We start from the raw sequence: 26,325 nt of genomic DNA on the forward strand, positions 1-26,325 counted from the left end.
CGCCCGGCCCGTAGCACCACCGGCCGCCCCTCGCGCCGGCACACACGCCGGATTCACCGCATCGGCACCGGCGAGGCCCGGAATGGCCGAGAACCGTGGGATCCTCACGCGGGCACGGCGCTCATCCCCCGGATCGGTTGCGATCACGGTTGCGCTCCGGGAGAGTTGGGGCGCAGTGGATCCCGCACCCGGGAGGGGAAGCCGGGACGCGTCACGGGATCCCCACGTGGACTCCCCTGCAGGCGCTCGACGAATTCCGCTCGCGGACGCATGACCCGCGGACAGATGACCCGGGGACGCTTGGCGCGCGGACGCATGGCGCGAGTGGCGGCCGGAGATCGGCCCGGAACGCCGCAGTTCACCCGGCGGACTTCCACCGGACCGGCTTTCGGGCGCAGCAGGGCGCAGCAGGGCGCAGCAGGGCGTAACCAAGCACAGAGCGAGACACGGAGCGCAGCAAGGCTCCGGGGGGCGCGGACCGGCCCCGCCGAACGCGACCGCCGGCGCACCGGGGCGCAGCACGACGCGGCAGGTCGCATACTCCCGTTCCGGACACGCACCAACAGGCCCGCCGACACGGCCGGCCCCGCTGGGGGGAGCTGACGATGACCACGCCGTTCGCACGGCAGAGGGATGCCGGAACGGCCCGCGGGCGGGGCGCCCGACGGCGGCTCGACGAGGAACTGGCCTCCGTCCCGGCTCCCGAAGCCCCCTACGACTACGGCCACTTCAGCCGACTCGCCGGCCCGGCCCACGACCCGGACGAGGACGACGACCTCGGCGGTGGCGTCTACCGGCCCGAGTCCGTTCCCCACTGGCCCGAGCCCGCCCCCCACGGGCCGGACCACGGCGCTCCCCCCGGGGCGCGGCTCGCGGACCTGCCCGGGGACCTACCCGGGGACCTGTCTCCGGACCGCACGGCGGAGCCGACCGCCCCCGCCCCCTACCGGGTGCAGTACCGCAGCCTGTTGCGCCGCGAGCCGCACCGGGTCCGCGCGGTGCTGCTGCTGGTGGCGGCCCCGTTGGTGGAGGCCGTGCTGCTGGTCTGGCTGCTCCTGCCGGAGCACTGGCCCGAGCGCCCCGGCGAGACGGACACGCTGGTGCTGCTCGGCGACCGGGTGATGATCGGGATCATCGCCGTGGTCGAGCTCTTCCGGCTGGTCAACGTGGTCTCCAACACCCACGCGACCCTGGTCGCCCGCGACCCGGTGCCGGTGACACCGCAACCGGGCACCCGGGTCGCCTTCCTGACCACCTGTGTGCCGGGCAAGGAGCCGCCGGAGATGGTCCGGGCCACGCTCGTCGCGGCGCGCGCCGTGCGGCACGACGGACCGTACGACCTGTGGCTGCTGGACGAGGGGAACGACCCGGCGATGCGGGCCCTCTGCGCCGAGCTGGGCGTGCGCCACTTCAGCCGGTCCGGCCAACCGCACTGGAACCGGCCCGAGGGCCGGTTCCGCGCCCACACCAAGCACGGCAACTACAACGCCTGGCTGCAGGCGCACGGCGACGACTACGACTTCTGGGTCTCGGTCGACACCGACCACGCCCCGCTGCCCGACTTCTGCGAGCGGATGCTCGGCTACTTCCGCGACCCGGACGTGGCGTTCGTGGTCGGCCCCCAGGTGTACGGGAACTACCGGAGCTCGGGATCGGCCGTCACCAGGTTCTCCGAGAGCCAGCAGTACCTCTTCCACGCCCTCGTCCAGCGTGCCGGGAACCGGTACGGCGCGCCCATGTTCGTCGGCACCAACAACGCCGTCCGGATCCGCGCGCTCCAGTCGATCGGCGGACTGTCCGACTCCGTCACGGAGGACATGGCGACCGGCCTGGAGTTCCACCGGAGCCGGAACCCCGGGACCGGTGAACGCTGGAAGTCCGTGTACACGCCGGACGTGCTCGCGGTCGGCGAGGGCCCGTCCTCCTGGACCGACTTCTTCTCCCAGCAACTCCGCTGGAGCCGCGGCACCTACGAGACCCTGCTCACCCGGTACTGGCGGGTGCTCTGGCAGCTGTCGCCCGGCCGTCTGCTCAACTACTCGCTGATGGTGGGCTTCTACCCGATGGCGGCGCTCACCTGGCTGCTCGGCGGTGCGTCCAGCGTCCTCTACCTGGTGTTCGGCGCCTCGGGCGTGCACGTGTCCTCCGAGATCTGGATGATGCTGTACAGCGACGCCGCCGCCCTCCAGCTGCTGCTCTACACCTGGAACCGCAAGCACAACGTGAGCCCGCACGAGCCGGCCGGTTCCTCCGGGGTGGCGGGCATGCTGATGTCGGCGCTCTGCGGCCCGGTCTACGCCGCCTCCCTGGTGCAGGCGCTGCTGCGGCGGCGCAGCCGGTTCGTGGTGACGCCGAAGGGCCGTTCGGCCAGTACGGACCGGGTCGGCACCTTCCGCTTCCACCTCTTCTGGGCACTGGTGTTCGGCGGGGCGATCGCCGCCTCCTTCGTCACCGGGCACGACCACGTCGCGATGCGCACCTGGGCCTGGATCGCCCTGCTCCTGACCCTGCTGCCGGTGCTGGTGCTGGCCGGTGACGCCGTCCGCCGCCGGCGCACCCGCCCCACGGCCACCCTCACCGTCACCGGCGGCCCTGCGGCGGCGCCGAAGGTGCTGCTGGAGAAGCGCCGCCCCCGGCACGCCCGCCGGCCGGGGGGCGCCGGCCCGGAAGGGGGCCCGCCCGCGCCGTTCCCCCCGCCGGCACCGTTCCCCCGGGCCGCGCCGGACCGGACGGGGAGCGCCACCGGGCGCTGAACCCGCCCCGGCAGAACCGGTCGGAACCCGCCGGAACCGACGGAGCCGGCAGCCCGAGCAGCCCGAGACGACCACGAAGACCAGGACGACCGAGCAGACCAGGCAGACCAGGCAGAGCTTCCCGAGGGGACCAACCACCGTGAAGATCCACAAGACCGGCCGGACCAAGCGCTTCGCCCTCGGCAGCACCGTGGCCCTGGCCGTCGCCGGGATGAACGCGCCGGCCGTCCTCGGGTTCGCCACCCACCAGTACCACCAGTACGTGATCAACCGCCCCGAGTACAAGGCGGAGTACGGGCACTGGCAGACCCTCACCCTGCCCGCCGGGTTCCGGGTCAACGCCGTCCACGCCTCCCTGCTGCGCACCGGCAAGGTGCTCATCGTGGCCGGCTCGGGCAACGACGAGAAGCACTTCGACGCGGGCACCTTCCGGAGCCTGCTCTGGAACCCCGCCGACAACACCTACAAGCTGGTGCCCACCCCCGCCGACATGTTCTGCGGCGGCCACGCCTCCCTGCCGGACGGTCGGCTGCTGCTCGCCGGCGGCACCCAGCGGTACGAGAAGCTGGCGGGCGCGGTGAAGCGGGCGGCCGGCGTCATGCGGGTGCGCAACGAGAGCCCGGCCGGCGCCCGGACGTTCCCCAGGGGCACCGTCTTCGTCGGCCCGAACGGACGCGAGTACGCCTCCACCGCCCCGGTGACCGTCCCGGCCGCGGTGAAGAGCGGCTCCGGCCGGCAGACCGTCGTCACCGCCGGCGAGCAGCACGTGTTCGTCGAGGCGGTCGGCGAGGGCGCCGACTGGGTCGCCGGCTCCCCCGCCCAGTACCGGATCAAGGGCCTGGACGGGGCCGACGCGCACGACCTGTACGGGCAGAGCGCCAAGCTGACCCTGGACAAGCAGGAGTACCAGGGCATCCGCTCGGCCTTCGAGTTCAACCCGGACACCGAGCTCTACGAGCAGGTCACCGACATGGCCTCGGCCCGCTGGTACCCGACGCTCACCGGACTCGGCGACGGCCGGGTGCTCACCGTCTCCGGCCTGGACGACACCGGGGAGATCCTCAACGGCAACGACAACGAGATCTACGACCCGGGGAGCAGGACCTGGTCCAAGGGCCCGGACCGCTACTTCCCGACGTACCCGTCGATCTTCCTGACCGCCGCCGGCAAGCTCTTCTACTCCGGCTCCAACGCCGGCTACGGCCCGGCCGACAAGGGCCGCGAGCCCGGCGTCTGGGACCTCGCCACCAACGGCTTCCAGCCCGTCCCCGGCCTGCGCGACCCGGACCTCACCGAGACGTCCTCCTCGGTGCTGCTGCCGCCCGCGCAGGCGCAGAAGGTGATGGTGCTCGGCGGCGGGGGCGTCGGCGAGTCCCCGTCGTCCACCGCGCGCACCGACATCGCCGACCTGTCCGCCGCCACGCCCGCCTTCACCCCGGGCCCGGACCTGCCGGCCGGCGGCACCCGCTACCTCAGCAGCGTGATCCTCCCGGACGACACCGTCCTCACCACCGGCGGCTCCAGCGGGTACCGCGGCCGGGGCGGCAGCGACCTGCTCAGGGCGCAGGTGTACCACCCGGACAGCAACACCTTCACGGCCGCGGCCGAGCCCACCGTCGGCCGCGACTACCACTCCGAGGCGCTGCTGCTGCCGGACGGCCGGGTGGCCGTGCTCGGCTCGAACCCCCTGTTCGCGGACAAGGCCGAGACCACCCCGGGCGGTTTCGAGCAGCGCATCGAGGTGTACACGCCGCCGTACCTGTTCCACGGTGAGCGTCCGCAGGTCGGCGCCGCACCGGAGCGGGCGAAGCTCGGCGGCACCGTCCGGATCGGCAGCACCCGGCCGGAGGCGGTCACCACCGCCAAGCTGATCCGGCCCAGCTCCGTCACCCACGTGACCGACGTCGAGCAGCGGTCGGTGGCCCTGGACATCGGCGCGCGCACGGCCGACGGCGTCGCCCTCACCCTCCCCGCCAACCCCGACCTGCTGCCGCCCGGCTGGTACATGCTCTTCGTGACGGACGCCGCCGGCACGCCGTCGGTCGCCCGCTGGATCCAGGTGACGCGCTGACCGGGGCCCGCGGCGGCCAGGGCCTCGCCGGTTCGCCCCCCGGAGGGCCCGAACCCGAACCGGCTAGCCCTGGGCGGTCCCTCGCCGCCCGGCCCGTCGGCAGCCGCCCTCAGCGGGAGGCCGCCACCGCCCGGCCCGTCAGGGCGCGGCCTGCGCCAGACCCAGCGCGTAGGGCAGCCAGAACTCGCCCGCCCGGGGCTCGCCGCGCCCGCACTCGCCGTCGGACTCCCCAGGGTTCTTGATCCACAGGTAGGCGTCGACCCCGGGCCGGCCGGTGTCGGCGGACGGCCGTTCGCCGAGCGCGCGGCCCGGCGGGTTGCACCAGGCGTCGCCGCCCAACGGGCCGTTGCCGTTGCGGCTGGTGTCGATCACGAAGGGCTTTCCGCCGAGGGCGGCGGAGAGCTGGGCGCCGTACGCCGCGTTCCGGTCGGTGGCGTAGAAGTTGGCGACGTTCACGGCGAACCCGTCGGCTGCTGCGATCCCGGACTTGCGCAGGGCGGTGGACAGTTCGGCCGGGTCCTGTGACCAGCCGGGGTTGCCCGCGTCCAGGTAGACCCGCACCTGCGGGCGCTTCTTCAACTCCTGGACGGCGAAGGCCAGCAGACCGTAGCGCTCGGCCGCGACGTCGCCCTTGATCCCACAGGTGTCGAGGGTGTGCGCGACGGCGTCCGGCTCCAGCACCACCCAGGCCCTGCGGTCGCCGAGGGCCTCCGCGACGCCGCTGATCCAGGCCCGGTAGGCCGCGGCGTCGGTGGCGCCGCCGGCCGAGTAGAGGCCGCAGTCGCGGTGCGGGATGTTGTAGGCGACGAAGACGGCCGTCCGGTCGGCTTCGGCGGCACGCTTGCTGACCTGTTCGGCGATCTCCCTGGCGCCCTGCTCGCCGAGCCACTGCGCGGAGGGCTGGGCGGCGATCCGCAGCAGGGTGTCGGCCTCCGCCGTCCGGCCCTGGCCGCGCAGGGCGGTCACCTGGCGGGCGGCGTTGGTCCGGTCGGACACGTAGAAGGCCTGGCCGGGGAGTTGGGCGAGCCCGCCGGGGCCGACGCCTCCCGCACCTCCCGCACCTCCCGTACCTCCCGTACCGGCACCCCCGCTCGCGGCACCCGGGCTCGGGGCGGTGGGCACGGCGGTCGGCGCGGCGCCCGGCGTCCGGCCGGTCGATCCCCCCGACCCCCCGGTCGAACCGCCGCAGCCTGCCGCAGCCCCCACCAACAGTCCCACCAGGGCCGCCCCCGCGACCCGTCGGAATGCCCCTACCCGTCCCACCCGGCGCACGTTCCGCCCCTCCCCAGAGCCGGTCCGGCGACCGGTCGGCACCAGCTAAGCACACCGGGTACCGACCGCCCGCCACGCCCGGTGAACGGAGGGTGGCCGTGGGGCGGCCGGCGGGCGACCGCCCGCCCGGACCGTCCGCCGTGCCACCCCGACGCAGCCGGGGAGCCCGCCCCCGGGCGCCCCCGGGCGTTCGAGCCCCGAACGCCCCCGGGCGCTCAACCCCCGGGCGCTCAGCCCTGCTTGAGGTCGGGCACCTGCCAGTCGATCGGCTCCCCGCCGAAGCCGTCCAGCGCCGCGTTGATCTGCGAGAACGGCCGGCTCCCGAAGAACAGCTTGGCCGACAGCGGCGACGGGTGCGCGCCCTGCACCACCACGTGCTTGGAGGTGTCGATCAGCGGCAGCTTCTTCTTCGCGTAGTTCCCCCACAGCACGAAGACCACCGGCTCCTCGCGCTCGCTCACCGCCTTGATCACGGCGTCGGTGAACTTCTCCCAGCCCTTGGCCTTGTGCGAGTTGGCCTCGTGCGCGCGCACCGTGAGCACCGCGTTGAGCAGCAGCACGCCCTGCTCGGCCCAGTGCATCAGGTAGCCGTTGTCCGGGGCGGGGATGCCGAGGTCGGCGTCCAGCTCCTTGAAGATGTTGCGCAGCGACGGCGGCGTCCTGGTGCCGGGCAGCACCGAGAAGCTCATGCCGTGCGCCTGGCCGTTGTCGTGGTACGGGTCCTGGCCGAGGACGAGCACCCGGACCTTGTCGTACGGGGTGGCCTCCAGCGCGGCGAACTCCTGGCCGCTCGGCGGGAACACCTCGTGCTCCGCGCGCTGGGCCGCCACGAAGGCCGCCAGCTCGCCGAAGTACGGCTTCTCCGTCTCGGCACCCAGCACCGCGCGCCAGGACTCGGGCAGCTCCAGCCCGCCGCCCGCACCGGCCTCGACGACGCCCGCCTCGACAGTGTCCGTCACGACATCCACCTCCCACACCGCGGCTGTTGCGCCGCACGCCCTCTTTCACCCCGAACGCTACACAGCCCCACCGACAACTCACTCCCCCGGAGCCGGAGCGGCCGCGGCGGCCGCCCGCGCCACCCGCGCCACCCGCACGTGCTCCAGCACGTTGAGCCCCACCAGCAGCACCGCCAGCGTCACCAGCACCGCCAGCGCCGGCAGCCGCACCATCGCGGGCGCCAGCCCCAGCACCAGCACCGCGGCGCCGATCCGGGTGCTCGCCACCTGCCGGAACATCATCCAGCGGGTGTACCCGAAGGTCAGCAGGTAGAGCCCGCATCCGCCGTACAGCAGCGCCACCGCTCCCGGGCCGAGCGCCCGCCACGGGTCCGCGACCGTCTCCCCGAAGCCGACCGCCACCCCGATCACCCCGGCGACCAGCGCCAGGTGCCCGTACTGGAAGATCCGCCGGATGACGTCCCGCCGGGAGTCGGCGACCTCGACGGCGTGCCGCATCGCGTCCGCCGCGTAGACGAAGTACTGCCACCACAGGCCCGCCGAGATGGTGAACGCGGCCGCCACGGCGACCAGTTCGGCCGCGTCCAGCCGCGCACCGGCCGCCGTCCCGCCGATCCCGACGATCGACTCGCCGAGCGCCACCAGCAGGAACAGTGCGAACCGTTCCGGCATGTGCGAGGGGTGGTAGGCCACCGCGGCCAGCCGCCGCCGGAACACCAGCGGGGCCGCGAGGTCGCAGAACGCGGCCGCCGCCCACAGCCCCAGCCGCGGACCGTCCGGCAGCAGCCCGCCCAGCACCAGCAGCGGTCCGCTGACCAGCACGCCCGCGCCGTACGGGCCGCGCCAGACCCCCGGCACCCGGATCAGCAGGAGCAGCAGCACCACCCTGGCCAGCCAGTACCCGAGGCCGAGCAGCACGCCCCGGCCGCCGTACGCGCCCGGGACGGCCAGCGCCATGAACAGGCCGGCCAGCCCCACCGCCAGGATGCCGAGGCGGTCCCGCGGGTTGTCCACGTCCCGGATGTTGGCCTGCACCGTGGTGCCCACCCAGCACCAGTAGACCGGCACGAACACCACGAGCGCCCGGACGAGGCCGGCCCCGTCGTGGTGGTGGTGCAGCAGCCCGGAGACCTGGGTGATCGCGAAGACGAAGACCAGGTCGAAGTAGAGCTCGGCCCAGGTGACCCGCTTCTCCTCGGCCGCCCCGCCGCCTCCCGCCGCGCCGCCGTCCGGCGTTCCGACGTCCACCGCCCTGACGTCCACCGCCCTGACGTCCACCGTTCCGACGTCCCCCACCGCGGCATCCACCGCGGCATCCACCGCTCCGACGTCCCCCGTCGCACTCATCCCGCCGTTGCCTCTCCCCAGGTACGAAGCGGGCCCCGCCCCGGCGACCGGCCGGAACGGGGCCCACGACAGCACCGCAGAGGCTAGACCAGGTCGACCAGGTCCGCGATCGACTTGACCACCCGGGTCGGCCGGTACGGGAAGCGCTCCACGTCGGCGGCGGCGGTGAGACCGGTGAGGACCAGGATGGTCTCCATGCCCGCCTCCATGCCCGCGACGATGTCGGTGTCCATCCGGTCGCCGATCATCACGGCCGTCTCGGAGTGGGCGCCCGCGGTGTTCAGCGCCTCCCGCATCATCAGCGGGTTGGGCTTGCCGACGAAGTACGGCTCGACGCCGGTCGCCTTGGTGATCAGGGCCGCGACCGAACCGGTGGCCGGCAGCACGCCCTCGGTGGAGGGGCCGGTCTCGTCCGGGTTGGTGCAGATGAACCGGGCGCCCTGGTTGATCAGGCGGATCGCCTTGGTGAGCGCCTCGAAGCTGTAGGTGCGGGTCTCGCCGAGGACGACGTAGTCCGGGTTGTTGTCGGTCAGCACGTAGCCGGCCTGGTACAGCGCGGTGGTCAGGCCCGCCTCGCCGATCACGTACGCGGTGCCGCCGGGGCGCTGGCCCTTGAGGAACTTGGCGGTGGCCAGGGCGGAGGTCCAGATGCACTCCTCGGGCACCTCCAGGCCCATGCCGGCCAGGCGGGCGCTGAGGTCGCGCGGGGTGTAGATGGAGTTGTTGGTGAGCACCAGGAACGGCTTGCCGGACTCCCGCAGCCTGCGCAGGAACTCCTCCGCCCCGGGGATCGGCGTGCCCTCGTGGATGAGGACACCGTCCATGTCGGTCAGCCAGGACTCGATGGGCTTGCGGTCTGCCACGTGCGTGTCTCCCGAGTGTTGCAACGTCGTGCGGTGGGCCCTGACGCGGCACAGCCTAATCCGCACGCCTGCCCGACGGCAGCACGTCCCGCGCAGCGGAACTCCGCCCCAGCCCCCGTCCCCGCTGCCGTCCCCTCCGGCGTGACCCACCGGCCCGGGCGGGTGGCCCCGCAGCAAACCGGGAGCAACCGGGCGCCTCATGATTGAGTGGGCCCCATGAGCCCCGAGACCTCCCGCCCGTTCCGCGTCGGCCTGATCGGCTACGGCCTGGCCGGTTCCGCCTTCCACGCCCCGCTCATCGCCACCACCCCGGGGCTGCGCCTGGACGCCGTGGTCACCGCCAACCCCGAGCGCCGCGAGCAGCTGCAGCGCGAACACCCCGGCGCCCGCGCCGTGGACACCCCGGAACAACTGCTCGCCGACCCGGACGCGCTCGACCTCGTCGTCATCGCCTCCCCCAACCGCACCCACGCCCCGCTCGCCCGCGCCGCCCTGCGCGCCGGGCTCGCCACCGTCGTCGACAAGCCGCTGGCCGGCACCGCCGCCGAGGCGCTGGAGCTCTGCCGCCTCGCCGAGTCCCGCGGCACCCTGCTCTCCGTGTTCCAGAACCGGCGCTGGGACGGCGACTTCCTCACCACCGCCCGGCTCGTGCGGGGCGGCGCGCTCGGTCGGGTGCACCGCTTCGAGTCCCGCTTCGAGCGCTTCCGGCCCAAGCCCAAGCCCGGCTGGCGCGAACTCGCCGACCCGGCCGAGGTCGGCGGCACCCTGTACGACCTCGGCAGCCACCTCGTCGACCAGGCGCTCACCCTGTTCGGACCGGTCGAGACCGTGTACGCGGAGATCGACGTCCGCCGGGACGGCGCGGTCGTCGACGACGACGCCTTCCTCGCCCTCACCCACGCCTCCGGCACCCGCTCGCACCTGTGGACCAGCGCCATCGCCCCGCTGATCGGCCCCCGGCTGCGCGTCCTCGGCGACACCGCCGGGTACGTCAAGCCCGGCATGGACCCGCAGGAGGCCGACCTGCGCGCGGGACACCGGCCGGACGGCAGCCGGCCCTGGGGCGCGGACCAGCCCGCGCAGTACGGCACCCTCGGCACCGACGAGTCCGTGATCACCCTGCCCACCGACCCCGGCGACTACCCCGCCTACTACGCCGGCATCGCCGCCTCGCTGGCCTCCCCCGGCACCCCGCCGCCGGTCGACCCGCACGACGCGGTGGCCACCCTGACCGTCCTGGAGGCCGCGCGCACCTCCGCCGCCACCGGCACCACCGTCCGGCTGGACTGAACCCGCACCGGGCCCGTCGCCTCCGCACGTCCCCGGGACTGTCGCCCCCCACCCCGCGAACCCTAGAGTGGCCGGATGGACAGTCGGCGGGGGCGACCGGTCAGCGGCGAGGAACGGCTGCAGCGCGAACGGGCCTGGTCGGCCGGGCAGCAGGAGCGGGAAGCCGCCTGGAACGCCCGGCACGAGGCGCAGCAGAAGGCCTGGCAGGCACAGGAGCGCGAGCGCCAGGCCGCCCGCGCCGCGGAGTCGGAACGGGCCGCCTGGACCCGGGGCAGACGGGCCGGGCAGGTCGGCCACCTCGACGTGACCGGGCCGGACGGCGTCCCGGTGCGGATCGCGGTGGTGTGGCTCGGCCGCTTCCGGGCCACCACCAGGCCGCTGAACGACTACAACCCGCTCCGGCACGTCCAGCCGGACGGCGGGGACGGACTCCTCCTGCTCGTCCCGTTCGCCCTCCTCGTCCTCCTGGACTTCGCGGTCCGCTGGTCGTTCCTGCGGCTGACGGGCCGCCCCTGCTGGGCCGTCGCCGCCGCCGCGGGCCCCGACGTCGGCACCCGCGGGCGCAACCTCGTCCTGCGGCGCACCCCGAGCCGGCGGCCGGCCCTGCTGGCCGCGGCGGCGCTGGCCGACCGCGTCGAACGCGACGGCGTCGCGGCCCTCACACCCCGATGACCTCGACCGCCGAGCCCAGGCCCCGGAAGTCGGCGACGTTGCGGGTGTAGAGCGGCAGGCCGTGCGCGGAGGCGACGGCGGCGATCATCAGATCGATCCGTCGCGGGCGGGGCTGGCGCCCGGCGGCGATCGTCAGGGTCACCAGCGTCCCGTACCGGGCCGCGGCCGCCGCGTCGAACGGCAGCGGGTCGAAGTCGGCCATCGCCGCGCCCAGCACCTCCAGCCGGGCCGCCCGGCTGACCGGGTCGCGCGCCATCGACACGCCCTGCTGCAGCTCGGCGAAGGTGATCGCGGTCAGCTCCGGCACGGCCGGCAGGTCCGCCGGGGAGAGCAGCGCCAGATCGATGTACACGCAGGTGTCCAGCACCCCGGCCGGCCGCCGCCGGGACGCCCGTCGGCGCTCAGCCACGCGGCCGCTCGAACGGGTCGTCGCCGTCGTCCCCCACCAGCTCCTCCGGACCGAAGTACTCCTCGGCCTCCTTGCGCATCTCCTGGTAGTCCACCCGCGGCAGCTTCACGTGCCGCGCCACCAGATCCTCCGCCGTGAGCCGCCGCCGCCCCGCCACCGGCCGCAGCTCCGCGACCTCGACCCCGTTCCTGGTGATGTGGAAGGTCTCCCCCGCCTCCACCGCGTCCATCACCGCGGCGGAGTTGTTCCGGAACTCCCGCTGGGTAATCGTCTTCATGCTCCCCAAGGTAGCCCCGCGTAGCCCCACTCGCTACACCCCGAACGCCCCGGACCCAACCTCCCCGGGCAGGACGGCACGGATCGGGTGCGGGTGTCCGCGAGGGAGATTCCCCGAGCGGCTGTCGGGCGGGTGGGTGCAGGCCGTAGGATCGGGCTCCTGTACGTCCGGTGGGTCCGGAGCATCGAGAGGAGTGGCGCGTGGGCATCGTGGCGATGTTGATCGGGCTGCTCCGGGTGCTGACCGGGGAGCTGGTCACCGAGGGCGGGTCGTTCGCCTCGGTGGCGGCGGTCGCGGCCGTGGTGCTGGTGGCCGGTGCGGTCGCCGGGACGCTGGCCGGGGCGCGGCTGCTCGGGGCGCGGGCGCCCGCCGCGGTGCGCAGCGGGGTGTTGCGGCGTCGTGCGTTCGGCACGGCCTTCCTGCCGCAGCGTGATCCGGATGCCCGGGGCAGGCGACGCCCGAGGGCACCGGGTGCGGCCCCGGCGGCCGCGTAGTCCTTCCGTTCCGCCGTACGACGCGGCCGTCCTCCGCCGATCACTCATGTTCTGAGACCCCGGAGGGCTCGCTTCACCATGTCCGTTCTCGCTGTTCTCGACCCGGCCGTCGCCGTCGCCCACGCCGCCGTCGCCGCACTCGCCGAGGTCCTGCCGACCGCGCTGGCGATCGTCCTGTTCACCGTCGCCGTCCGGCTGGCGCTGCACCCGCTGGCGCGGGCCGCGGCGCGCGGGGAGAAGTCCCGTGCCCGGCTGGCTCCGAAGGTCGCCGCGCTGAACAAGAAGTTCAAGGACCGACCGGAGAAGCTCCGGGAGGCGCTGGCCGAGCTGTACCGGGAGGAGCAGGCCTCGCCGTTCGCCGGGTGCCTGCCGCTGCTGGTGCAGATCCCGTTCTTCTCCGTGATGTACCGGCTCTTCACCACGCCGAACGACCTACTGGACCACACCCTGTTCGGCGTGCCGCTCGGCCTGCACGTGGGGGGCGCGCACGGTGCCGGGCAGCTCGCGGTGTTCGGGCTGCTGTACGCCGGGCTGGCGGCCGTCGGGTACGTCAACTTCCGCCGGGCGCGGCGTGCGGCGGCGGCGCAGACCACCCCGCAGCCGGGGGCGGGCCTGCTGCCGTACCTGTCCTTCGGTTCGGTGCTGTTCGCGATGCTGGTGCCGGTGGCGGCCGCGCTCTACCTGGTGACCACGAGCGTCTGGTCGGCGGCGGAGCGGGCCTGGCTGCACCGGGACGGCACGCCGGTGCCGGCGACGGCGCTGGCGCTCTGACGCCCGGGGGACGCGGGGGTGCGGGGACGCAGCGGTGCGGGGCGCCCGGACGGCCGGGCACCCGGTCGGTCGGTCGGCCACCGGGTGCCCGGCCGGGCACCGTAGCCCCGGGCGCCGCCGGCCGCCGTAGCCCCGGGCGCCGCCGGCCGCCGTAGCCCCGGGCGCCGCCGGCCGCCGCCGGTCAGAAGTGCTCGAGCAGCTCGGGGAAGGTCCTGAGCTGCAGGGTGGCCTCGTCCGGGCCGAGGTCCTGGTGCTCCAGCACCCAGGTGTGCTCGTGCGGGATGAAGACGGTCCGCAGCCCGGCCCCGCGGGCGGGGGCGATGTCGGACTTGGGCGAGTTGCCGATCATCCACGTCCGGTCGGGGTCGAGGCCGAGGTCGGCGACGAGCTGCAGGTAGGTGTCGACGGACTTCTCGGCCACGATGTGGACGCCGCGGAAGTGGTGGTCGATCGTGGAGGCCGCCACCTTCCGCTGCTGCTCGTCGAGGTCGCCCTTGGTGAGCAGCAGCAGGTGGTGGCGGTCGGCGAGGGCGGCGACGGTGGTGGCGACGCCGGCGATGAGTTCGACGTCGCGGGCGGTGAGCGGGGTGAGGAGTTCGGTGATCCGGGCGTCCTCGGCCGCGGTGAGGGCGCGGTCGCCGTTGAGGGCGCGCGCACAGTCGGCGAGGCTCTGCCGGAACACCGTCGCGCCGTAGCCGAGGGCCGCGGAGTTCTCGGCCTCGATACGGTCGAGGACGGCCCTGGCGCCGTCCCGGTCGGCCGGGGCGGCGACCCAGTCCAGGAAGCCGTCGATGACCCGCTCGAAGAGGACGTTGTTCTCCCAGAGGGTGTCGTCGGCGTCGAAGATCAGGGTCTGGTCGGTGTGCATCGGGGTCTGCTCCAACGGGGTCTGAAGACGTGGTCTGAGAACTGGGGCGGGAGGGGCCTGGAGGCGACGGCCGGGCACGGTCCGACGGCCGGGCCCGGTCCGGTGGTCAGGCGCGGGGCGGTGGTCAGGCGCGGGGCGCGGGCGCCGCGTCGAGCAGGCGGGCGGCCCGGTCGAGGGTCTCGCGCAGGTTCTCCTCGCTGGTCCGCTGCCGGGCCTCGGCGAGGGTGAGCCACTCCAGCGGGGAGGCGGGGTTCTCCGGGCGGGCCCGGTCCGGCTCGGCGGTGGCGAGCAGGAACCGCAGGTCGGCGTGCTGGTGGGCCGGTTCGGTGGCGGACGCCGCGACGGGGACGACGACGAGATGGAGGAGGGCTGCGTCGGGCCAGGGCGCGAGGTCGGTGAGCCCGGTCTCCTCGCGGCCCTCGCGCAGGGCGATGTCCAGCGGGACGGTCTCCCCCGGGTCGCCGTGCCCGCCGATCTGCAGCCAGGCCTGCTGGCGGACGTGCCAGCGCAGCAGGACGCGGCGGGTGGGCGGGTGGACGATCAGCGCGGAGGCGGTGAGGTGGAGCGGGGTGCTGCGGTCCCAGAGGCCCGCGGCAGGCGCCGCGCCGGTCGTGCCGGTCGCGCCGGTCCCGACGGCACCGGCGCCCTCTCCGGTGGCCGCGACGAGGCGGCGGACCCGCTCGTGGTCGGCCGTCTCCGCCGCGCCCTGTGGCAGGTGGTCGGCCAGCAGTCGGGGCAGGTCGGGGCTCTGCGGCAGGCCGCCCGTGGTCACCATGATCAGCACTCCTCGTTCTGCTCCGGACCGCCTCAACCGGCTTGCGGGGGAGGGTGATCGGGCCCGGCGCTTCCGGTTCCGGCGAACCCGCGCAGCCTATCCACGGGCTGTTCGCGGGCCCACCGGTTTTCGCCCGTGCCGGCCGGGGGACGGGCCGGTCGGAGCGGTCCGCGGAGGGCCGTTAGCCTGTGGTGATCGATCCTGTGGTGATCGTTCCGGGACAGGTGGAGGGATGTCGTCATGGTGGCTGCTCCGGCACTCGCGGATCTGCGCGAGGTGTGCCAGCCGCAGGCCAAGCTGCAGAGCCGCAACGGTGAGCACTGGGCGGGGCGGATGTACATGCGGCGCCTCTCGCTGCGGACGACCCGGCAGCTGGTGCGGACCTCGGTGTCGCCGAACACCCTGACCTGGGTGATGGTGGTCTGCGGGGTCGGCGGCGGGGCGGCCCTGCTGATCCCGGGCCTGACCGGTGCCGTGCTGGCCGCGGTGCTGTTCCAGCTGTTCCTGCTCTTCGACTGCGTCGACGGCGAGGTGGCGCGCTGGAAGCGCCAGTTCAGCATGGCCGGGGTGTACGTGGACCGGCTGGGCGCCTACCTGGCCGACGCCGCGCTGATGATCGGCGCCGGGGTCCGGGCGGCCCGCGGCGGTTCGGAGCTGTGGATCTCGGTCGGTCTGGCGGCGGCGCTGGGCGTGGTGCTCCTCAAGGCCTCGACGGACCTGGTGGACGTGGCCCGTGCCCGCAGCGGGCAGGCCCCGGCGGACGAGGAGTCCACGCAGCCCCGGTCGCAGGGCATCGCGACCGCGCGCCGGCTCGCCTCCGTGTTCAAGATCCACCGGGTGACGAACGGCATCGAGGCCTCGCTGGTCCTGCTGGCGGCGGCCGTGGTGGACGCGGCGCTCGGCAACCTGGACGCGACGCGGGCGACGGTCGCGGGCATCGCGGTGATCACCTGGGGCATGGTGGTGGCGCACCTCGCGTCGATCCTGTCCTCCTCGCGCCTGCGCTGACGGGCCGACGGACGGGCGGACGGGCTGACGGGCCGACGGACGGGCGTCCGGCGGCCGGACGCCGGGCCGAAGGTCGGGTTGCCGGCCACCGGGCGCATGGCCACCGGGCCGCCGCTCCGCACTCCGGAGCACGCGCCGCTCCCCCGCCCGGGGGAGTCGTCGGCGCCGGGCCCGCCGCCGGGCGGACGCGGCGCCACCGGCCCCGCGGGGAGGGTGGGTACATGACCGCTCCCCGGCCCGCCACCGCCGTTCCCGACCCGCCCCGCTGGGCCGTCCGCGCCGCGCACGCCGCCGCGGTGACCGCACTGCCGTCGGGCCTGTGGCGCCTGGCACTGGTCGCGGGCTGGCACGGCGGGTACACCGGTGCGGGCTACCGGGCGATGGGCTTCGACGGTCCGGGCGCGGTGTGGCCGGTGACCCTGAGCGTGCTGACGGAGGCCCTCACGCTGCTCACGGTCGGGCTGGTGCGCCCCTGGGGCACGGTGGCGCCGCAGTGGGTCCCGTTCATCGGCGGGCGCCGGGTGGACCCGCGGGCGGTGGTGGTCACGGCCTCGCTGGGCGCGGTGGGGCTGGTCTGCCTGTGGACGCCGTTCGCGGCGTGGTGGACGTTCCCGCCCTCGGGCATGAGCCCGGTCGGCCACGCCGTGGTCGGCTTCCTCTACCTGCCGACGGTCGCCTGGGGGCCGCTGCTGGCCGCGGTCACCGTCTCGTACCACCGGCGGCACCGGGCTGCGGCCGTCGTCGAGACGGCCGGGGCGGCCGTCGACGGGACCCCGTCCACCGAGCACCCGCCGACCGGTCCCACCCCGACGCCCGACGCAGCCCCCGACGCCCGGACCAGCGCCGACGACACCGACGCGGACGCCTCCGCCGACACCGACACCGACACCGACACCGACCAAGCGGTGAACCGAGCCCCGGCTACGCCTCGGCGGCGGTGCGCGCGTACGCGGCGAGGACGGTGTCGAGGAGTCCGGGGAAGCGCTGTTCGAGGTCGGTGGCGCGCAGGGCGGAGAACCGGCGGTTGGCCTCCTCGCGCTGGCGGATCACGCCGGACTCGCGCAGCACCTTGAAGTGGTGACTGAGGGTGGAGGGCGCGACGTCCACCGGGAAGGTGCCGCAAGCCCGTTCGGGCTCGGTGCGCAGGACGCGCACGATGGTCATCCGGGTCGGGTCGGCGAGCGCGTGCAGGACGTCGAGGAGGTCGATCTCCCGGGTTTCGGGGTGGGCGAGCGCCGGTCGGCGCCGGGTGCTTCGGGGCACGGTCCAGCCTCTCTGATCTGCGATGTTCGACATCTCTCGAAACGGCGTGGTACCACTGACCCACGACAATTTCGTCGTTCGTCGAACATCGTAGTCGAGGGGGACCGACATGCGCGCACTGGTGATGACCGCACCCGGCGGAGCCGAGCACACGGAGATCCGGGAGGTCGGGGCACCGCTCCCCGGCCCCGGGCAGGTCTCCGTCGACGTGGCCTACACCGGCCTGAACTTCGTGGACGTGATGACCCGGCGCGGCGACAGCGCCTACGCCGCCGACTGGCCGTACCGGCCGGGCAAGGAGGTGTCCGGCACCGTCCGGGCGGTCGGCGAGGGCGTCACCGGACTGGCCGTGGGCGACCGGGTGGCCGCCGCACCGGTCGGTGCCGGGCTGGCCGAGGTGGTGCTCGCCGAGGCGGCGCTCACCGCACCCGTGCCGGACGGGGTCACCCTCGCCGAGGCTGCCGCCGTCCCGCTCGGCCTGGCCACCGCGATGCTGCTGCTGGACGACGCGGGCCGGTTCACCGCCGGGGACACCGTCCTGGTGCACTCCGCCGGCGGCGGCATCGGCAGTGCGATCGCCCGGCTCGTCCCGCTGCTCGGCGGCGGCCGGCTGATCGGCACGGTGGGGCGCCCGGAGAAGGCGGAGGCTGCCGTCGCCGCCGGGTACGACGCCGCCTTCGCCCGCGGCGAGGGCCTGGCCGAGGCCGTCCGGGCCGCCGCCGGCGGCCGGGGTGTCGACCTCGTCCTCGACCCGCTCGGTACCGACGCCCTGGAGCTCGACCTCGACGTGGCCGCGCCCGGCGGCCGGATCGTCCTGTTCGGCAACGCGGGCGGCGGCGCCGTCGCCGACCTGCCGCCGCTCGCCCGCCTGATGGCCGGCAACCTCACCGTCACCGGCTTCAGCCACCGCGGACTGGCCGCCACCGCCCCCGAGCGGCTCGGCCGGGCGATCGGCAAGGTGCTCGGCCTGATGTCCGGCGGAGGCCTCGCCCTGCCCGTCACCGAACTCCCCGGCCTGGACTCCGTCGCGGCCGCCCACGACGCCATGGAACAGGGCCGCGCCCTGGGCAAGTACGTGGTGCGCGTGGTGGGTTGACCACCCCCGCAGGCCGGGGCGGGCCCGGCCTGCCAGGGCCGCCCCGGCCGGCAGCCTCGGGGCCGAGATACCGTGGACTGGTCCACGGAGGCCGGGGACAGGAGCGCACGCATGACGGCCGGACACCGGTGGCCGCTGGACGAGACCCCCTGGCCCGCCGAGGCGGCGCTGGCGTACGGCGAGATGGTGGAGCTGACCACCCCGGAGCCGCCGGTCCCCGAGCTGGGCTTCCTCGGTCCGGACCTGCTGGGCACCCGGGGGGTCGTCGTCGAGTGCCTCGTCGAACGGGACGACCACGACGGCCGACCCGGCCCGGTCTACTCGGTGGAGACCGAGGACGGGAGCCCCTGGCGCCTGCGGCCGGAGTTCCTCTCCTCCCTGGGGCGGCTGCACCCCGGCATGCCGCCCCGCCACCGCAGCGACCTGCCCGAAGGCACCCGGGTGCGGATCCGCGACGAGCCCGAGCGGCCAGGCGGGCCCGCCGAAGCCGTCGAAGCCGTCGGACGGATCGGACGGATCACCGGCCTCTGGTGGACCACCGCCCTCGAACCCCCGAAGGGCTACACCGTCGACGTGGACGGATGCAGCCGCAGCGTGACCCCGCAGGAGATCGAGGTCCTCTGACCTCGCAGCCGGGCCGACGCCCGGACTCCGCGCGTCAAGTCGGCCCGGCCGACTTCACGCGCGGGGTGCGCCGACGGTTCAACCCACCCTCCCCGTAAATGGCGTGACGGACGGTCGGCCCGGGCGATCCGGACGGCATGGTTCGGACGGCAGGGGCGTTGGGTGTGGCATGACCGTGATTCTGGTGATCGGCGCCACCGGCAGTGTGGGGCGGCACGTGGCGTCCGCCCTGGCGGAGGGCGGGTACGGGGTGAGGGCGCTGGTGCGGGATCCCGGGAGGGTCCCGCTGCCCGAGGGGGTCGAGGCCGTCCGGGGTGACCTGTCGGCGCCGGAGACGCTGGCGGCGGCGCTGCGCGGGGTGGACCGGGTCTACCTGATGTGGCCGGGGCTCCCGGTGGAACCGCGGGTGGTCGAGCTGATCGCCGCGCACGCCGAGCGGGTCGTGTACCTCTCGGCGGACGTGGCCGACCTCGCCGACGACGAACCGGCCGTGATCTTCCACCAGGAGATCGAGCGGCTGATCAGGAAGTCAGGCGTCCGCTGGACCTTCGTGCGCGCGATCGACTTCGCCGGCAACACCCTCGGCTGGGCCGACCAGGTCCGGCAGGGAGTCGTCCGCTGGCCCTACGGCCGGGCCCGCCGATCACTCGTCCACGAACGCGACATCGCGGACGTCGCCGTGCGGGCCCTCACCGAGGACGGCCACGACGGTGCCCGGCACGTGGTCACCGGTCCCGAGTCGATCGCCCACGCCGAGCTGGTACGGCTCATCGGCGAGGAACTCGACATCGAGCTGCGCTGGGAGGAGCTCGCCCCCGCGGCGGCCCGCGAGCAGTTGACCGCGGCCTGGGGCGACGCCGCCTTCGTGGACTCCAGACTGCGCGCCTGGGAGTCGTTCACGCACCAACCCGAACGGATCACCGACACCGTGGAGCGGGTGCTCGGCCGGCCCGCACGAACCTTCCGCTCCTGGGTCCGTGACCACGCGGAGGACTTCCGGTAGCGGTAGAGGCGACCGGCCCGGGCCTCGCAGAGAGCACCGAGAAGGGCGGCGAGGAGGTTGAAGGCCACGAGGTCGAACGCCAGGAGTCCGAGCATCAGTGGGGCGCGTCCCGGCTTCGCTTGTACTCGCGGAGGAGTGCGAGGAGGTTGATCAGGGTGCTGGCCGGGATGCTGCCGACGGAGACCAGGCGGCGGCCGCGGAGATCGGCGTCACCGGCCCTGGCGGACGGCCAGAGGAGACCGAACTCGCGCCCCTCGGTCCGGAGTTCGACGACGAGTTCGGTGAGCTCGCGGACGGTGAGGTGGAGGAGCGCCGGATCGGCCGGGTGGATCGGGTGGTGGGCGCTCACGCGGCACCGTCCAGCTCGAACCAGACGGCCTTGCCGAGCGTCTGCGGGTCGACGCCCCAGCGGTGCGTGAGACCGTCGACGAGCTGGAGGCCCCGGCCGGATTCGGCGAGCGCGGAGGCCGTTCGCTGTTCGGGGAGGGCGGAGGAGCGGTCCGCGACGGTGACCCGGAGGGTGTTGTCGAGGAAGAGGATGAGGACGACGGGGGCGGCGGTCCCGCCGTGGCGCCAGGCGTTGACGATGAGTTCGACGAGGGCGAGCTCGGCATCGGCGATGATCGGGGGCGCCCAGCCGGCGCGGGTCATCGCGTCGCGGAGGGCTTCGCGGGAGAGCGTGAGGGAGGGGGAGTTGAGGTTGCGCACAGGGGTCTCCCGAAGGGGGAAGGGTGAGACCGGCGGATGCGTCGCCGTGAACGAGCCCACTGGGCATGGGTGTTCTGCGGTGCCCGAGCGGCGTTACTGACGATCCATTCGGCGATCGGTGCATCACAGACTGTAGGACCGGTGGTACATGTTGGGGTACTTCTACCCCCACCTTCACTCGATCGATGGATTGCTGGACCCTTCACTGGATGGCGATGGATGCTTGGGGCATGCCACCACGAACCACTCCGTCAGCCAGGCAGGAGCGAGTAGGTACCGAGCTGCGGAAGATGCGCGACTGCGCCAGTCGCACGACTGCCGAGTCCGCCGCGCTGTTCGGGTTCGCCCGGACGAAGATCACCCAGATCGAGAAGGGGCAGTACCCGATCACCGCCGAGCGCGTGCGGATGCTCGCGTCCGAGTTCGAAGAGGGCGACGTCGCCTTCATCGAGGCCCTCGCAGCCATGGCCGAGGAACGCCACAGGGGTTGGTGGGAGGACTTCCGGGGCTCTGTACCTGCCGGGTTCCTCAACATCGCCGAGATGGAGTACTTCGCCCAAGGGATGCGCACGTATCAGATCTCGCACGTCCCCGGCGCCATGCAGACGGAGGAGTACGGACGAGCCATCTTCAACGATGTCTACCCGCCACTCTCCGCACGCCACATCGAGGCGCGCGTCGAACACCGGGTTCAGCGCTCCGCGATTTTGATGAGCGAAGGTGCGCAACCCTACTCGGCGCTGGTGCACGAAGCCGCTCTGCGCATGCTGTTCGGTGGTCGTGATGCCGCAAAGAGGCAGATGGACAAGCTGCTTGAGTACTCGGAGCTGCCTCACGTGACGCTTCGGGTGGTCACCTTCAGCACCAATGGCTTCATGGGAGCCGGTCAAGGCATCATCTATGCGAACGGACCAGTGCCCCGTCTCGACACCGTTCAGCTCGACTCGACCAGCGGCCCAGTGTTCCTTCACGAGCAGAAAATGATGGAGAACTACCGCCACATCATCGACAGGATGACCGAGAGGGCGCTCACCGAGAGCCAGTCTCGCGACGCCATCAGGGCCATCAAGAAAGAGATCTAGGGCCATGGAGATACTTCGCTGGAAGCGCCCCGAGGCATGCGGCGAGGGTGCGAGCTGCCCTGAGGTGGCCATCACCTCGGAGGCCGTCTACGTCCGCAGCTCCCTCGTGCCCGACGCCGTCGCCCACCTCACCCCCGGCGAGTGGCGTGACCTCGTCTCCGCCATCCGCAACGGCGAGTACGAACTCTGAACTCTCCACGCCGCCCGGGTCCTTCGCTCCCCGAGGACCCGGGCAGCGCCGCGTCCGCGCCCTCGTCATCGACCGCCCCGGCGCGTACGCTGATCCGCTACACCGTGCCTCGGGGGGAACTGTGCTGCTCGCCATCTCCTTCTTCGTCCTCGGACTCGCCATCGGCGCGCTCATCGCCACTGCCGCCCTGCGCCGCCAGGCCCTCGACGCCGTCCGATCCGCCCGGGCCGCCCGCGACGCGGCCGAATCCGCCCGGAAGGCCGCCGAGGCGGCCAAGGCGCTCCCCGGTCCGGGCCGCCCCAGGAAGGCGGCGGCCCCCACCTCCGACCAGCGGCCCAAGCCGCCGCGGTCCCGCAAGGCACCCGAGCCCGCTCGCGCGCCCGCCACTCCCCTCCCTGCCGGACCCGTCGACGACGGGCTGCCCCGGCTCGGCCCCGCCGGGCCCCGGGACACGCCCGGCACCGTCCCCCGACGAACCGACGACGATCCCTTCCACCACACGGGCGTCTGGGACGAGGACACCGATCACGAGTTCCCGATCGAGCTCCCCGAGCCCGGCGCCGTCGCGGTGGTCGAGGTCACCGCCAAGTCCTCCAAGCGCGTCCGGATCGTCCCGATGACCCGGACCCCGACCCGGGTCGACACCCATCGGACCCTGCTCTACGTCAGCGCCTCCGACGGAACCGAGCGCACCCGCACCGTCCTGTCCCGGGACGTCACCCACCTGAAGGTCGATGCGCAGGGCCGCTCCGAGTGGTCCGTCCGCCTCTACGGCCCCTCCGAGACCGACGAACTGACCGGCACCCGCGAGGGGACCGGCGAGATCGTCGTCGCCCTCCGCCCCGACGCGCCCTCCGAACTCCTGCTGCACGTCGACTCCTCCTCCTGGGGCGCCGAGTTCATCTGCCACTGCTGGCGCTGGGACAAGGACAACCGGGACAAGTGCAGGTGCGCCGCGCCCGAGGGCCTCCCCCGGTGGTTCTCCAGCATGGTCTACCTCCAGGGTGAGGGCATGCGCACCCTCGTCATCCCCCGCCCCGGCCTGCTCAAGCTCCACACCGACAAGCCCACCGACCCCTGGCGCCTCCGGCTCGGCCCCTACCGCGGCACCGCCGAGGACGACGACTCCGACGACTAGCATCGGCCGGGTGCTGCCCGAACAACTCCCCCTCTCCCCCGGCGCCTTCACCACAGCCGCCGCGGTGCGGAACGCCGGCCGCGGCGCGAGCGAGACACGGATCTGCATCGCCCGCGGGCTTCCGTCGATCTTCCTCTTCGCGGATCCGGGCGCCCGGCGGCTCCGGGGCTTCAACCTCTTCGACGGGTGGGCCGAGGAGGACGACCGGGGCCCGGTGTTCCACCTCACGAGCGTCGGCGCCCTCGGCGACCACCGGCTGACCCTCGGGAACAGGGCCCTCCTCGACCACCGGGAGCACGGGCGGGCCCTTCACCTGTTCGCCGCCGGCGGCCCCTCCGGAAGCCCGGTCGACCCCGTCCGCCAGCGATACCTGGGCGAGTTCCTCGTCGACCCGACCGAACCCCACCTGGAACGCCGAGCCCCGGCGCTCGGCCCCGGCAACCGGACCCGCCGGGTCTTCGTCTTCCGGCTGCGGCCCGTGCCGGGCCGGCCGTTCCAGCGCGACGACCGTGACGGGACCGCCACCCCCGAGGAACACGCCGCCGCGGCCGCCAGGACGTGGTTCGTCAGCTACCGGTGACCGCCCGGGCCGGCCGCCGACCGGAGCCCCCGGTGCGTCGACCGGCCGGAACCACCGATGACCCGACCGACCGGATCCGCCGACGGCCCGGGTGACGGTCTCGCCGTCACCCGGGCCGCGGCCACCGGCCGTACCCCCGTCACCGCCGGTGGAAGACGCTCCGCGACCAGAGGTAGCCGAGCAGCGTCAGTCCGGTGCACCAGGCCAGAGCGATCCAGCCGCTGGAGCCGATCCCGGTGCCCATCAGCAGACCGCGCAGGGTCTCGATGATCGGGGTGAAGGGCTGGTACTCGGCGAACCAGCGGAGCACCGTCGGCATCGAGTCCGGCGGGACGATGGCGCTGCCGATGAAGGGCAGGAAGGTCAGCGGCAGCGGCGTGTTGCTGGCGCTCTCCGGGGTCTTCGACACCAGCCCGATCCCCGCCGATATCCAGGTCAGCGCCAGCGTCACGAACAGCAGCAGCCCTGCCGCGGCCAGCCACTCCACCGGCCCGGCGCTCGACCAGAACCCCATGGCGAAGGCCGCACCCGTCACCAGCACCAGCGCGATCACCGTCTGGATGACGCTGCCGATCACGTGCCCCGCCAGGAACGCCGACCGCGATATCGCCATCGTGCGGAAGCGGTTGACGATGCCCTCCGTCATGTCGACGCAGACGCCGACCGCCGTGGCGACCGAGCCCGCCGTCGCCGTCATCAGCACGATCCCCGGCGTCACGTAGTCGATGTAGCTTCCGCCGCCGATCCCCAGCCCCAGCGCCCCGCCGAAGGCGTAGTTGAAGAGCGCCAGCATCATCACCGGCATCACTACGACCGAGAAGGTCATCGCCGGGTACCGCTGCGCGCGCTTGAGGTTGCGCCGCAGCATGGTCAGCGAGTCGCTGACCGCGTAGCTCGTCATCGCGCTCATCGCGCGCCCTCCCCCGTGAGCGTGAGGAACACGTCGTCCAGATCGGCCGTCTCCACGACCAGTGACTCGGCCCGCACCGACGCGTTGTCGAGCGCGTCCAGCACGGCCTTCACGGTGAGCACCGAGTTGTCCCCCGGGATCTCCAGCCGCAGTGCCTCGGCGTCGGCCGTGGCGTACTCGAACAGCCGGGCGGCCGCGTCCAGGTGGCCCGGGTCAGCGAACTGGAGCCGGATCCGGCCGCCGGGGACGATCCGCTTGAGCTCCTCGGCCGTGCCCTCGGCGACGATCCGGCCGCCGTCCAGGACGGCTATCCGGTCGGCGAGTTGGTCGGCCTCCTCCAGGTACTGGGTGGTGAGCAGGACCGTCACCCCCTGCTCGCCGACCAGCCCCCGGATGATCTCCCACATGGTGCGCCGGCTGCGCGGGTCCAGCCCGGTGGTCGGCTCGTCGAGGAAGATCACCTGTGGGTCCCCGACCAGGGTCATCGCCAGGTCGAGCTTGCGCCGCATGCCGCCGGAGAAGGTGGACACCGGCTTGCGGGCGGCCTCCGTCAGGTCGAACCGCCGCAGCAGGCCCTCGGCCCGCCTCCGCCCCTCCCGACGGCGGAGGTGGTGGAGGTCCGCCATGAGCAGCAGGTTCTCCTCGGCGGTGAGCAGGTTGTCCACCGCCGAGAACTGGCCGGTGACGCCGATCGACCGCCGCACCCCGTCGGCCTGCGCGGCCACGTCGTACCCGGCCACCCGGGCCGTTCCGCCGTCCGCCGGGAGCAGCGTGGACAGGATCTGCACGGTGGTGGTCTTGCCGGCGCCGTTGGGCCCGAGCAGGGCGAACACGCTGCCCGCGGGGATCTCCAGGTCGACCCCGTTCAGCACCGCCTTGTCGCCGTAGGACTTGGTCAGCCCGCGCGCGGAGACGGCCGCCATCAGGCCCTCCGGACGACGACGGTGCCGACCTGGGTCTGCGCGCGGACCTCGACCGTCTCCCGGGCGTCGCCCGGGCCCTCCGCCTCGCCGAGGGAGTTGCGGACGCCGCCGAACTTGCTGTGCACGTCGAGCCAGGCCGCGGTGCCTTCCGCGATTCCGATCTCCACGTCCCCGACGCTGGTCTGCAGGGTGACCTTGCCGCGGACCACCCGGCCGAGCCGGATGTGGCCGTTCGCCGACTTGGCGTCCACGCCCGAACCGGCGAGGCCGACGTGGATCCGGCCGTTGGAGGCGTTGGCCACCAGCTCGCCCCGCACCTCGTCGATCTCGGTGTCGCCGTTGCTGTTCTTGACCGTCAGCCGGCCCCCGACGGAGCCGACCTCGATCCGGCCGCCGCCGGACACCTCGGCGTCCCCGGTGACGGTGCCGACCCGGACGTCACCCATGTCGGTCTTGAGCCGCACGGCCTCGGCCCGGTCCAGCTGGATCCGGCCCATGGACGTCTTCACCCGGCAGTCCCCGAGCGGGCCCTCGGCGACGAAGTCGGCCATCGGGGAGTCGGCGTGCACCTCGGAGCCGGCCGGCAGCTCGACGAGGACCTCGATCGAGCCCTTCCTGTTGGAGAACACGGTGCGCTGCTTGGGGCCCTTGAGGGTGAGCCGGCCGCCGGAGAAGTCGACCTGGGTGAGCTCGGCGGCCCTGACGTCCGCCTCCCTGGCCGCGTTGGCGGGCCGGACCTCGACCACGGTGTCGGTGCGCTTGCTCGCGCGGACCCACACCGAGCCGATCTCGAACTCGAGGGCTGCGGAGATCGGTCCGTCGGTCTCGTACGTAGGCATGGCTGTCCCGTCCTCTTGACTCGTGGTGGTGTTCCCGCTGGTCGGAGCGGGGGTGACGTGGAAGGTGCAGAGTGCTCGGTGGTGCGAAGGCGTGCGAAGGCGCGGGGAGGTGTGGGGAGGTGTGGGGAGGTGTGGGGGGC

Annotated in this window: 29 protein-coding genes; 14 read left to right on the top strand and 15 right to left on the bottom strand. The window is 73.7% G+C overall.

Annotated elements, in window-relative coordinates:
• Positions 1–605 precede the first annotated feature (605 nt).
• Positions 606–2,753, top strand: coding sequence for a glycosyltransferase family 2 protein (locus ACFYUY_RS17585; protein WP_387901418.1), 2,148 nt, complete (start codon positions 606–608; stop codon positions 2,751–2,753).
• Positions 2,754–2,892: 139 nt separating this feature from the next.
• Complete coding sequence (locus tag ACFYUY_RS17590) at positions 2,893–4,824, top strand: galactose oxidase-like domain-containing protein (protein ID WP_387901421.1); 1,932 nt, start codon at positions 2,893–2,895, stop codon at positions 4,822–4,824.
• Positions 4,825–4,962: 138 nt separating this feature from the next.
• On the opposite strand, the gene ACFYUY_RS17595 is transcribed toward ACFYUY_RS17590, so the two are convergent.
• The 4 genes from ACFYUY_RS17595 to ACFYUY_RS17610 form a co-directional block, all read right to left on the bottom strand.
• Positions 4,963–5,820 carry a glycoside hydrolase family 6 protein gene (locus tag ACFYUY_RS17595; RefSeq protein ID WP_360209391.1) on the bottom strand — a complete coding sequence of 286 codons (858 nt, stop codon included), beginning with the start codon at positions 5,818–5,820 and terminating at the stop codon, positions 4,963–4,965.
• Positions 5,821–6,326: 506 nt separating this feature from the next.
• On the bottom strand, positions 6,327–7,055 hold the full coding sequence (locus tag ACFYUY_RS17600; RefSeq protein ID WP_387901423.1) for a uracil-DNA glycosylase: 729 nt from the start codon (positions 7,053–7,055) through the stop codon (positions 6,327–6,329).
• A gap of 78 nt (positions 7,056–7,133) precedes the next feature.
• Positions 7,134–8,351, bottom strand: coding sequence for a low temperature requirement protein A (locus tag ACFYUY_RS17605; RefSeq protein ID WP_387901426.1), 1,218 nt, complete (start codon positions 8,349–8,351; stop codon positions 7,134–7,136).
• A gap of 134 nt (positions 8,352–8,485) precedes the next feature.
• Complete coding sequence (locus ACFYUY_RS17610; protein WP_360209399.1) at positions 8,486–9,265, bottom strand: HAD-IIA family hydrolase; 780 nt, start codon at positions 9,263–9,265, stop codon at positions 8,486–8,488.
• Positions 9,266–9,481: 216 nt separating this feature from the next.
• Here ACFYUY_RS17610 and ACFYUY_RS17615 point away from each other — a divergent pair, with 216 nt between their 5' ends.
• Entirely contained in the window at positions 9,482–10,555 is a 1,074-nt protein-coding gene (locus tag ACFYUY_RS17615; RefSeq protein ID WP_360209402.1) for a Gfo/Idh/MocA family oxidoreductase, read from the top strand.
• Positions 10,556–10,630: 75 nt separating this feature from the next.
• The gene (locus ACFYUY_RS17620) at positions 10,631–11,227 is read left to right on the top strand and encodes a hypothetical protein (protein ID WP_387901430.1); all 597 of its coding nucleotides are present in this window, start codon (positions 10,631–10,633) and stop codon (positions 11,225–11,227) included.
• Here ACFYUY_RS17620 and ACFYUY_RS17625 read toward each other — a convergent pair.
• Both ACFYUY_RS17625 and ACFYUY_RS17630 read right to left on the bottom strand, forming a co-directional pair.
• Positions 11,214–11,636: a type II toxin-antitoxin system VapC family toxin gene (locus ACFYUY_RS17625; protein ID WP_033333624.1), complete on the bottom strand. Its 423-nt coding sequence runs from the start codon at positions 11,634–11,636 to the stop codon at positions 11,214–11,216. The two genes, ACFYUY_RS17620 and ACFYUY_RS17625, sit on opposite strands and share 14 nt — an antisense overlap.
• A complete protein-coding gene (locus ACFYUY_RS17630; RefSeq protein ID WP_387901433.1) occupies positions 11,629–11,913 on the bottom strand; it encodes a type II toxin-antitoxin system Phd/YefM family antitoxin in 285 nt (94 codons plus the stop codon). Before ACFYUY_RS17630 ends, ACFYUY_RS17625 begins: the two co-directional genes overlap by 8 nt.
• Positions 11,914–12,113: 200 nt before the next feature.
• Between ACFYUY_RS17630 and ACFYUY_RS17635 the strand changes: the two genes are divergently transcribed.
• Complete coding sequence (locus ACFYUY_RS17635; RefSeq protein ID WP_360209408.1) at positions 12,114–12,407, top strand: DUF6412 domain-containing protein; 294 nt, start codon at positions 12,114–12,116, stop codon at positions 12,405–12,407.
• A 78-nt stretch (positions 12,408–12,485) separates the two neighbouring features.
• The gene (locus tag ACFYUY_RS17640; protein WP_387901436.1) at positions 12,486–13,178 is read left to right on the top strand and encodes a YidC/Oxa1 family membrane protein insertase; all 693 of its coding nucleotides are present in this window, start codon (positions 12,486–12,488) and stop codon (positions 13,176–13,178) included.
• A gap of 181 nt (positions 13,179–13,359) precedes the next feature.
• Here the strand turns inward: ACFYUY_RS17640 and ACFYUY_RS17645 are convergent, their stop codons facing one another.
• A complete protein-coding gene (locus ACFYUY_RS17645; RefSeq protein WP_387901439.1) occupies positions 13,360–14,046 on the bottom strand; it encodes an HAD family hydrolase in 687 nt (228 codons plus the stop codon).
• Positions 14,047–14,170: 124 nt separating this feature from the next.
• On the bottom strand, positions 14,171–14,821 hold the full coding sequence (locus ACFYUY_RS17650; RefSeq protein WP_387901442.1) for an NUDIX hydrolase: 651 nt from the start codon (positions 14,819–14,821) through the stop codon (positions 14,171–14,173).
• 240 nt (positions 14,822–15,061) lie between these two features.
• Between ACFYUY_RS17650 and ACFYUY_RS17655 the strand changes: the two genes are divergently transcribed.
• A complete protein-coding gene (locus tag ACFYUY_RS17655) occupies positions 15,062–15,829 on the top strand; it encodes a CDP-alcohol phosphatidyltransferase family protein (RefSeq protein WP_360209418.1) in 768 nt (255 codons plus the stop codon).
• A 370-nt stretch (positions 15,830–16,199) separates the two neighbouring features.
• Here the strand turns inward: ACFYUY_RS17655 and ACFYUY_RS17660 are convergent, their stop codons facing one another.
• Together ACFYUY_RS17660 and ACFYUY_RS17665 are read right to left on the bottom strand one after the other, a co-directional pair.
• A complete protein-coding gene (locus ACFYUY_RS17660) occupies positions 16,200–16,454 on the bottom strand; it encodes a hypothetical protein (RefSeq protein WP_387901444.1) in 255 nt (84 codons plus the stop codon).
• A gap of 296 nt (positions 16,455–16,750) precedes the next feature.
• On the bottom strand, positions 16,751–17,092 hold the full coding sequence (locus ACFYUY_RS17665) for a metalloregulator ArsR/SmtB family transcription factor (protein WP_360209423.1): 342 nt from the start codon (positions 17,090–17,092) through the stop codon (positions 16,751–16,753).
• Between the two features lie 109 nt (positions 17,093–17,201).
• On the opposite strand from ACFYUY_RS17665, the gene ACFYUY_RS17670 reads away from it, so the two are divergent.
• The 3 genes from ACFYUY_RS17670 (at position 17,202) to ACFYUY_RS17680 (ending at position 19,815) form a co-directional block, all read left to right on the top strand.
• Complete coding sequence (locus ACFYUY_RS17670; RefSeq protein ID WP_387901447.1) at positions 17,202–18,188, top strand: zinc-binding alcohol dehydrogenase family protein; 987 nt, start codon at positions 17,202–17,204, stop codon at positions 18,186–18,188.
• Between the two features lie 111 nt (positions 18,189–18,299).
• Positions 18,300–18,812 carry a hypothetical protein gene (locus tag ACFYUY_RS17675; protein ID WP_387901449.1) on the top strand — a complete coding sequence of 171 codons (513 nt, stop codon included), beginning with the start codon at positions 18,300–18,302 and terminating at the stop codon, positions 18,810–18,812.
• 169 nt (positions 18,813–18,981) lie between these two features.
• A complete protein-coding gene (locus tag ACFYUY_RS17680; RefSeq protein WP_387901451.1) occupies positions 18,982–19,815 on the top strand; it encodes an NAD(P)H-binding protein in 834 nt (277 codons plus the stop codon).
• Positions 19,816–19,909: 94 nt separating this feature from the next.
• Here the strand turns inward: ACFYUY_RS17680 and ACFYUY_RS17685 are convergent, their stop codons facing one another.
• Together ACFYUY_RS17685 and ACFYUY_RS17690 are read right to left on the bottom strand one after the other, a co-directional pair.
• Entirely contained in the window at positions 19,910–20,164 is a 255-nt protein-coding gene (locus ACFYUY_RS17685) for a hypothetical protein (protein WP_360209435.1), read from the bottom strand.
• Positions 20,161–20,523: an ATP-binding protein gene (locus ACFYUY_RS17690; protein WP_387901454.1), complete on the bottom strand. Its 363-nt coding sequence runs from the start codon at positions 20,521–20,523 to the stop codon at positions 20,161–20,163. The genes ACFYUY_RS17685 and ACFYUY_RS17690 overlap by 4 nt, the downstream gene beginning before the upstream one ends.
• A gap of 209 nt (positions 20,524–20,732) precedes the next feature.
• Here ACFYUY_RS17690 and ACFYUY_RS17695 point away from each other — a divergent pair, with 209 nt between their 5' ends.
• From ACFYUY_RS17695 to ACFYUY_RS17710, 4 genes are all read left to right on the top strand, one after another.
• Complete coding sequence (locus ACFYUY_RS17695; RefSeq protein ID WP_387901457.1) at positions 20,733–21,605, top strand: DUF5753 domain-containing protein; 873 nt, start codon at positions 20,733–20,735, stop codon at positions 21,603–21,605.
• Between the two features lie 4 nt (positions 21,606–21,609).
• Complete coding sequence (locus ACFYUY_RS17700) at positions 21,610–21,795, top strand: DUF397 domain-containing protein (protein ID WP_387901459.1); 186 nt, start codon at positions 21,610–21,612, stop codon at positions 21,793–21,795.
• Between the two features lie 121 nt (positions 21,796–21,916).
• Positions 21,917–22,933: a hypothetical protein gene (locus ACFYUY_RS17705; RefSeq protein WP_360209446.1), complete on the top strand. Its 1,017-nt coding sequence runs from the start codon at positions 21,917–21,919 to the stop codon at positions 22,931–22,933.
• A gap of 10 nt (positions 22,934–22,943) precedes the next feature.
• The gene (locus ACFYUY_RS17710; protein ID WP_387901462.1) at positions 22,944–23,513 is read left to right on the top strand and encodes a hypothetical protein; all 570 of its coding nucleotides are present in this window, start codon (positions 22,944–22,946) and stop codon (positions 23,511–23,513) included.
• A gap of 139 nt (positions 23,514–23,652) precedes the next feature.
• Here the strand turns inward: ACFYUY_RS17710 and ACFYUY_RS17715 are convergent, their stop codons facing one another.
• From ACFYUY_RS17715 to ACFYUY_RS17725, 3 genes are read right to left on the bottom strand one after another with little or no spacing between them, the layout of a single operon-like run.
• Entirely contained in the window at positions 23,653–24,423 is a 771-nt protein-coding gene (locus ACFYUY_RS17715; RefSeq protein ID WP_387901465.1) for an ABC transporter permease, read from the bottom strand.
• The gene (locus tag ACFYUY_RS17720) at positions 24,420–25,346 is read right to left on the bottom strand and encodes an ATP-binding cassette domain-containing protein (protein ID WP_387901468.1); all 927 of its coding nucleotides are present in this window, start codon (positions 25,344–25,346) and stop codon (positions 24,420–24,422) included. The genes ACFYUY_RS17715 and ACFYUY_RS17720 overlap by 4 nt, the downstream gene beginning before the upstream one ends.
• Entirely contained in the window at positions 25,346–26,185 is an 840-nt protein-coding gene (locus tag ACFYUY_RS17725) for a DUF4097 family beta strand repeat-containing protein (protein ID WP_360209458.1), read from the bottom strand. The genes ACFYUY_RS17720 and ACFYUY_RS17725 overlap by 1 nt, the downstream gene beginning before the upstream one ends.
• Positions 26,186–26,325: the final 140 nt, after the last annotated feature.

The sequence above is a fragment of the Kitasatospora sp. NPDC004745 genome (assembly GCF_042873275.1).
Taxonomy (GTDB): domain Bacteria; phylum Actinomycetota; class Actinomycetes; order Streptomycetales; family Streptomycetaceae; genus Kitasatospora.

Excerpts from the sequence above, each read along its gene's own strand:
- ACFYUY_RS17695 (WP_387901457.1), top strand. The coding sequence starts at position 20,733 with ATGGCGATGGATGCTTGGGGCATGCCACCACGAACCACTCCGTCAGCC.
- ACFYUY_RS17645 (WP_387901439.1), bottom strand. The coding sequence starts at position 14,046 with ATGCACACCGACCAGACCCTGATCTTCGACGCCGACGACACCCTCTGG.
- ACFYUY_RS17630 (WP_387901433.1), bottom strand. The coding sequence starts at position 11,913 with ATGAAGACGATTACCCAGCGGGAGTTCCGGAACAACTCCGCCGCGGTG.
- ACFYUY_RS17585 (WP_387901418.1), top strand. The coding sequence starts at position 606 with ATGACCACGCCGTTCGCACGGCAGAGGGATGCCGGAACGGCCCGCGGG.
- ACFYUY_RS17720 (WP_387901468.1), bottom strand. The coding sequence starts at position 25,346 with ATGGCGGCCGTCTCCGCGCGCGGGCTGACCAAGTCCTACGGCGACAAG.
- ACFYUY_RS17680 (WP_387901451.1), top strand. The coding sequence starts at position 18,982 with ATGACCGTGATTCTGGTGATCGGCGCCACCGGCAGTGTGGGGCGGCAC.
- ACFYUY_RS17640 (WP_387901436.1), top strand. The coding sequence starts at position 12,486 with ATGTCCGTTCTCGCTGTTCTCGACCCGGCCGTCGCCGTCGCCCACGCC.
- ACFYUY_RS17620 (WP_387901430.1), top strand. The coding sequence starts at position 10,631 with ATGGACAGTCGGCGGGGGCGACCGGTCAGCGGCGAGGAACGGCTGCAG.
- ACFYUY_RS17655 (WP_360209418.1), top strand. The coding sequence starts at position 15,062 with ATGGTGGCTGCTCCGGCACTCGCGGATCTGCGCGAGGTGTGCCAGCCG.
- ACFYUY_RS17725 (WP_360209458.1), bottom strand. The coding sequence starts at position 26,185 with ATGCCTACGTACGAGACCGACGGACCGATCTCCGCAGCCCTCGAGTTC.
- ACFYUY_RS17715 (WP_387901465.1), bottom strand. The coding sequence starts at position 24,423 with ATGAGCGCGATGACGAGCTACGCGGTCAGCGACTCGCTGACCATGCTG.
- ACFYUY_RS17660 (WP_387901444.1), bottom strand. The coding sequence starts at position 16,454 with ATGCCCGAGGGCGGGAACGTCCACCACGCCGCGAACGGCGTCCACAGG.
- ACFYUY_RS17650 (WP_387901442.1), bottom strand. The coding sequence starts at position 14,821 with ATGGTGACCACGGGCGGCCTGCCGCAGAGCCCCGACCTGCCCCGACTG.
- ACFYUY_RS17700 (WP_387901459.1), top strand. The coding sequence starts at position 21,610 with ATGGAGATACTTCGCTGGAAGCGCCCCGAGGCATGCGGCGAGGGTGCG.
- ACFYUY_RS17675 (WP_387901449.1), top strand. The coding sequence starts at position 18,300 with ATGACGGCCGGACACCGGTGGCCGCTGGACGAGACCCCCTGGCCCGCC.
- ACFYUY_RS17615 (WP_360209402.1), top strand. The coding sequence starts at position 9,482 with ATGAGCCCCGAGACCTCCCGCCCGTTCCGCGTCGGCCTGATCGGCTAC.
- ACFYUY_RS17670 (WP_387901447.1), top strand. The coding sequence starts at position 17,202 with ATGCGCGCACTGGTGATGACCGCACCCGGCGGAGCCGAGCACACGGAG.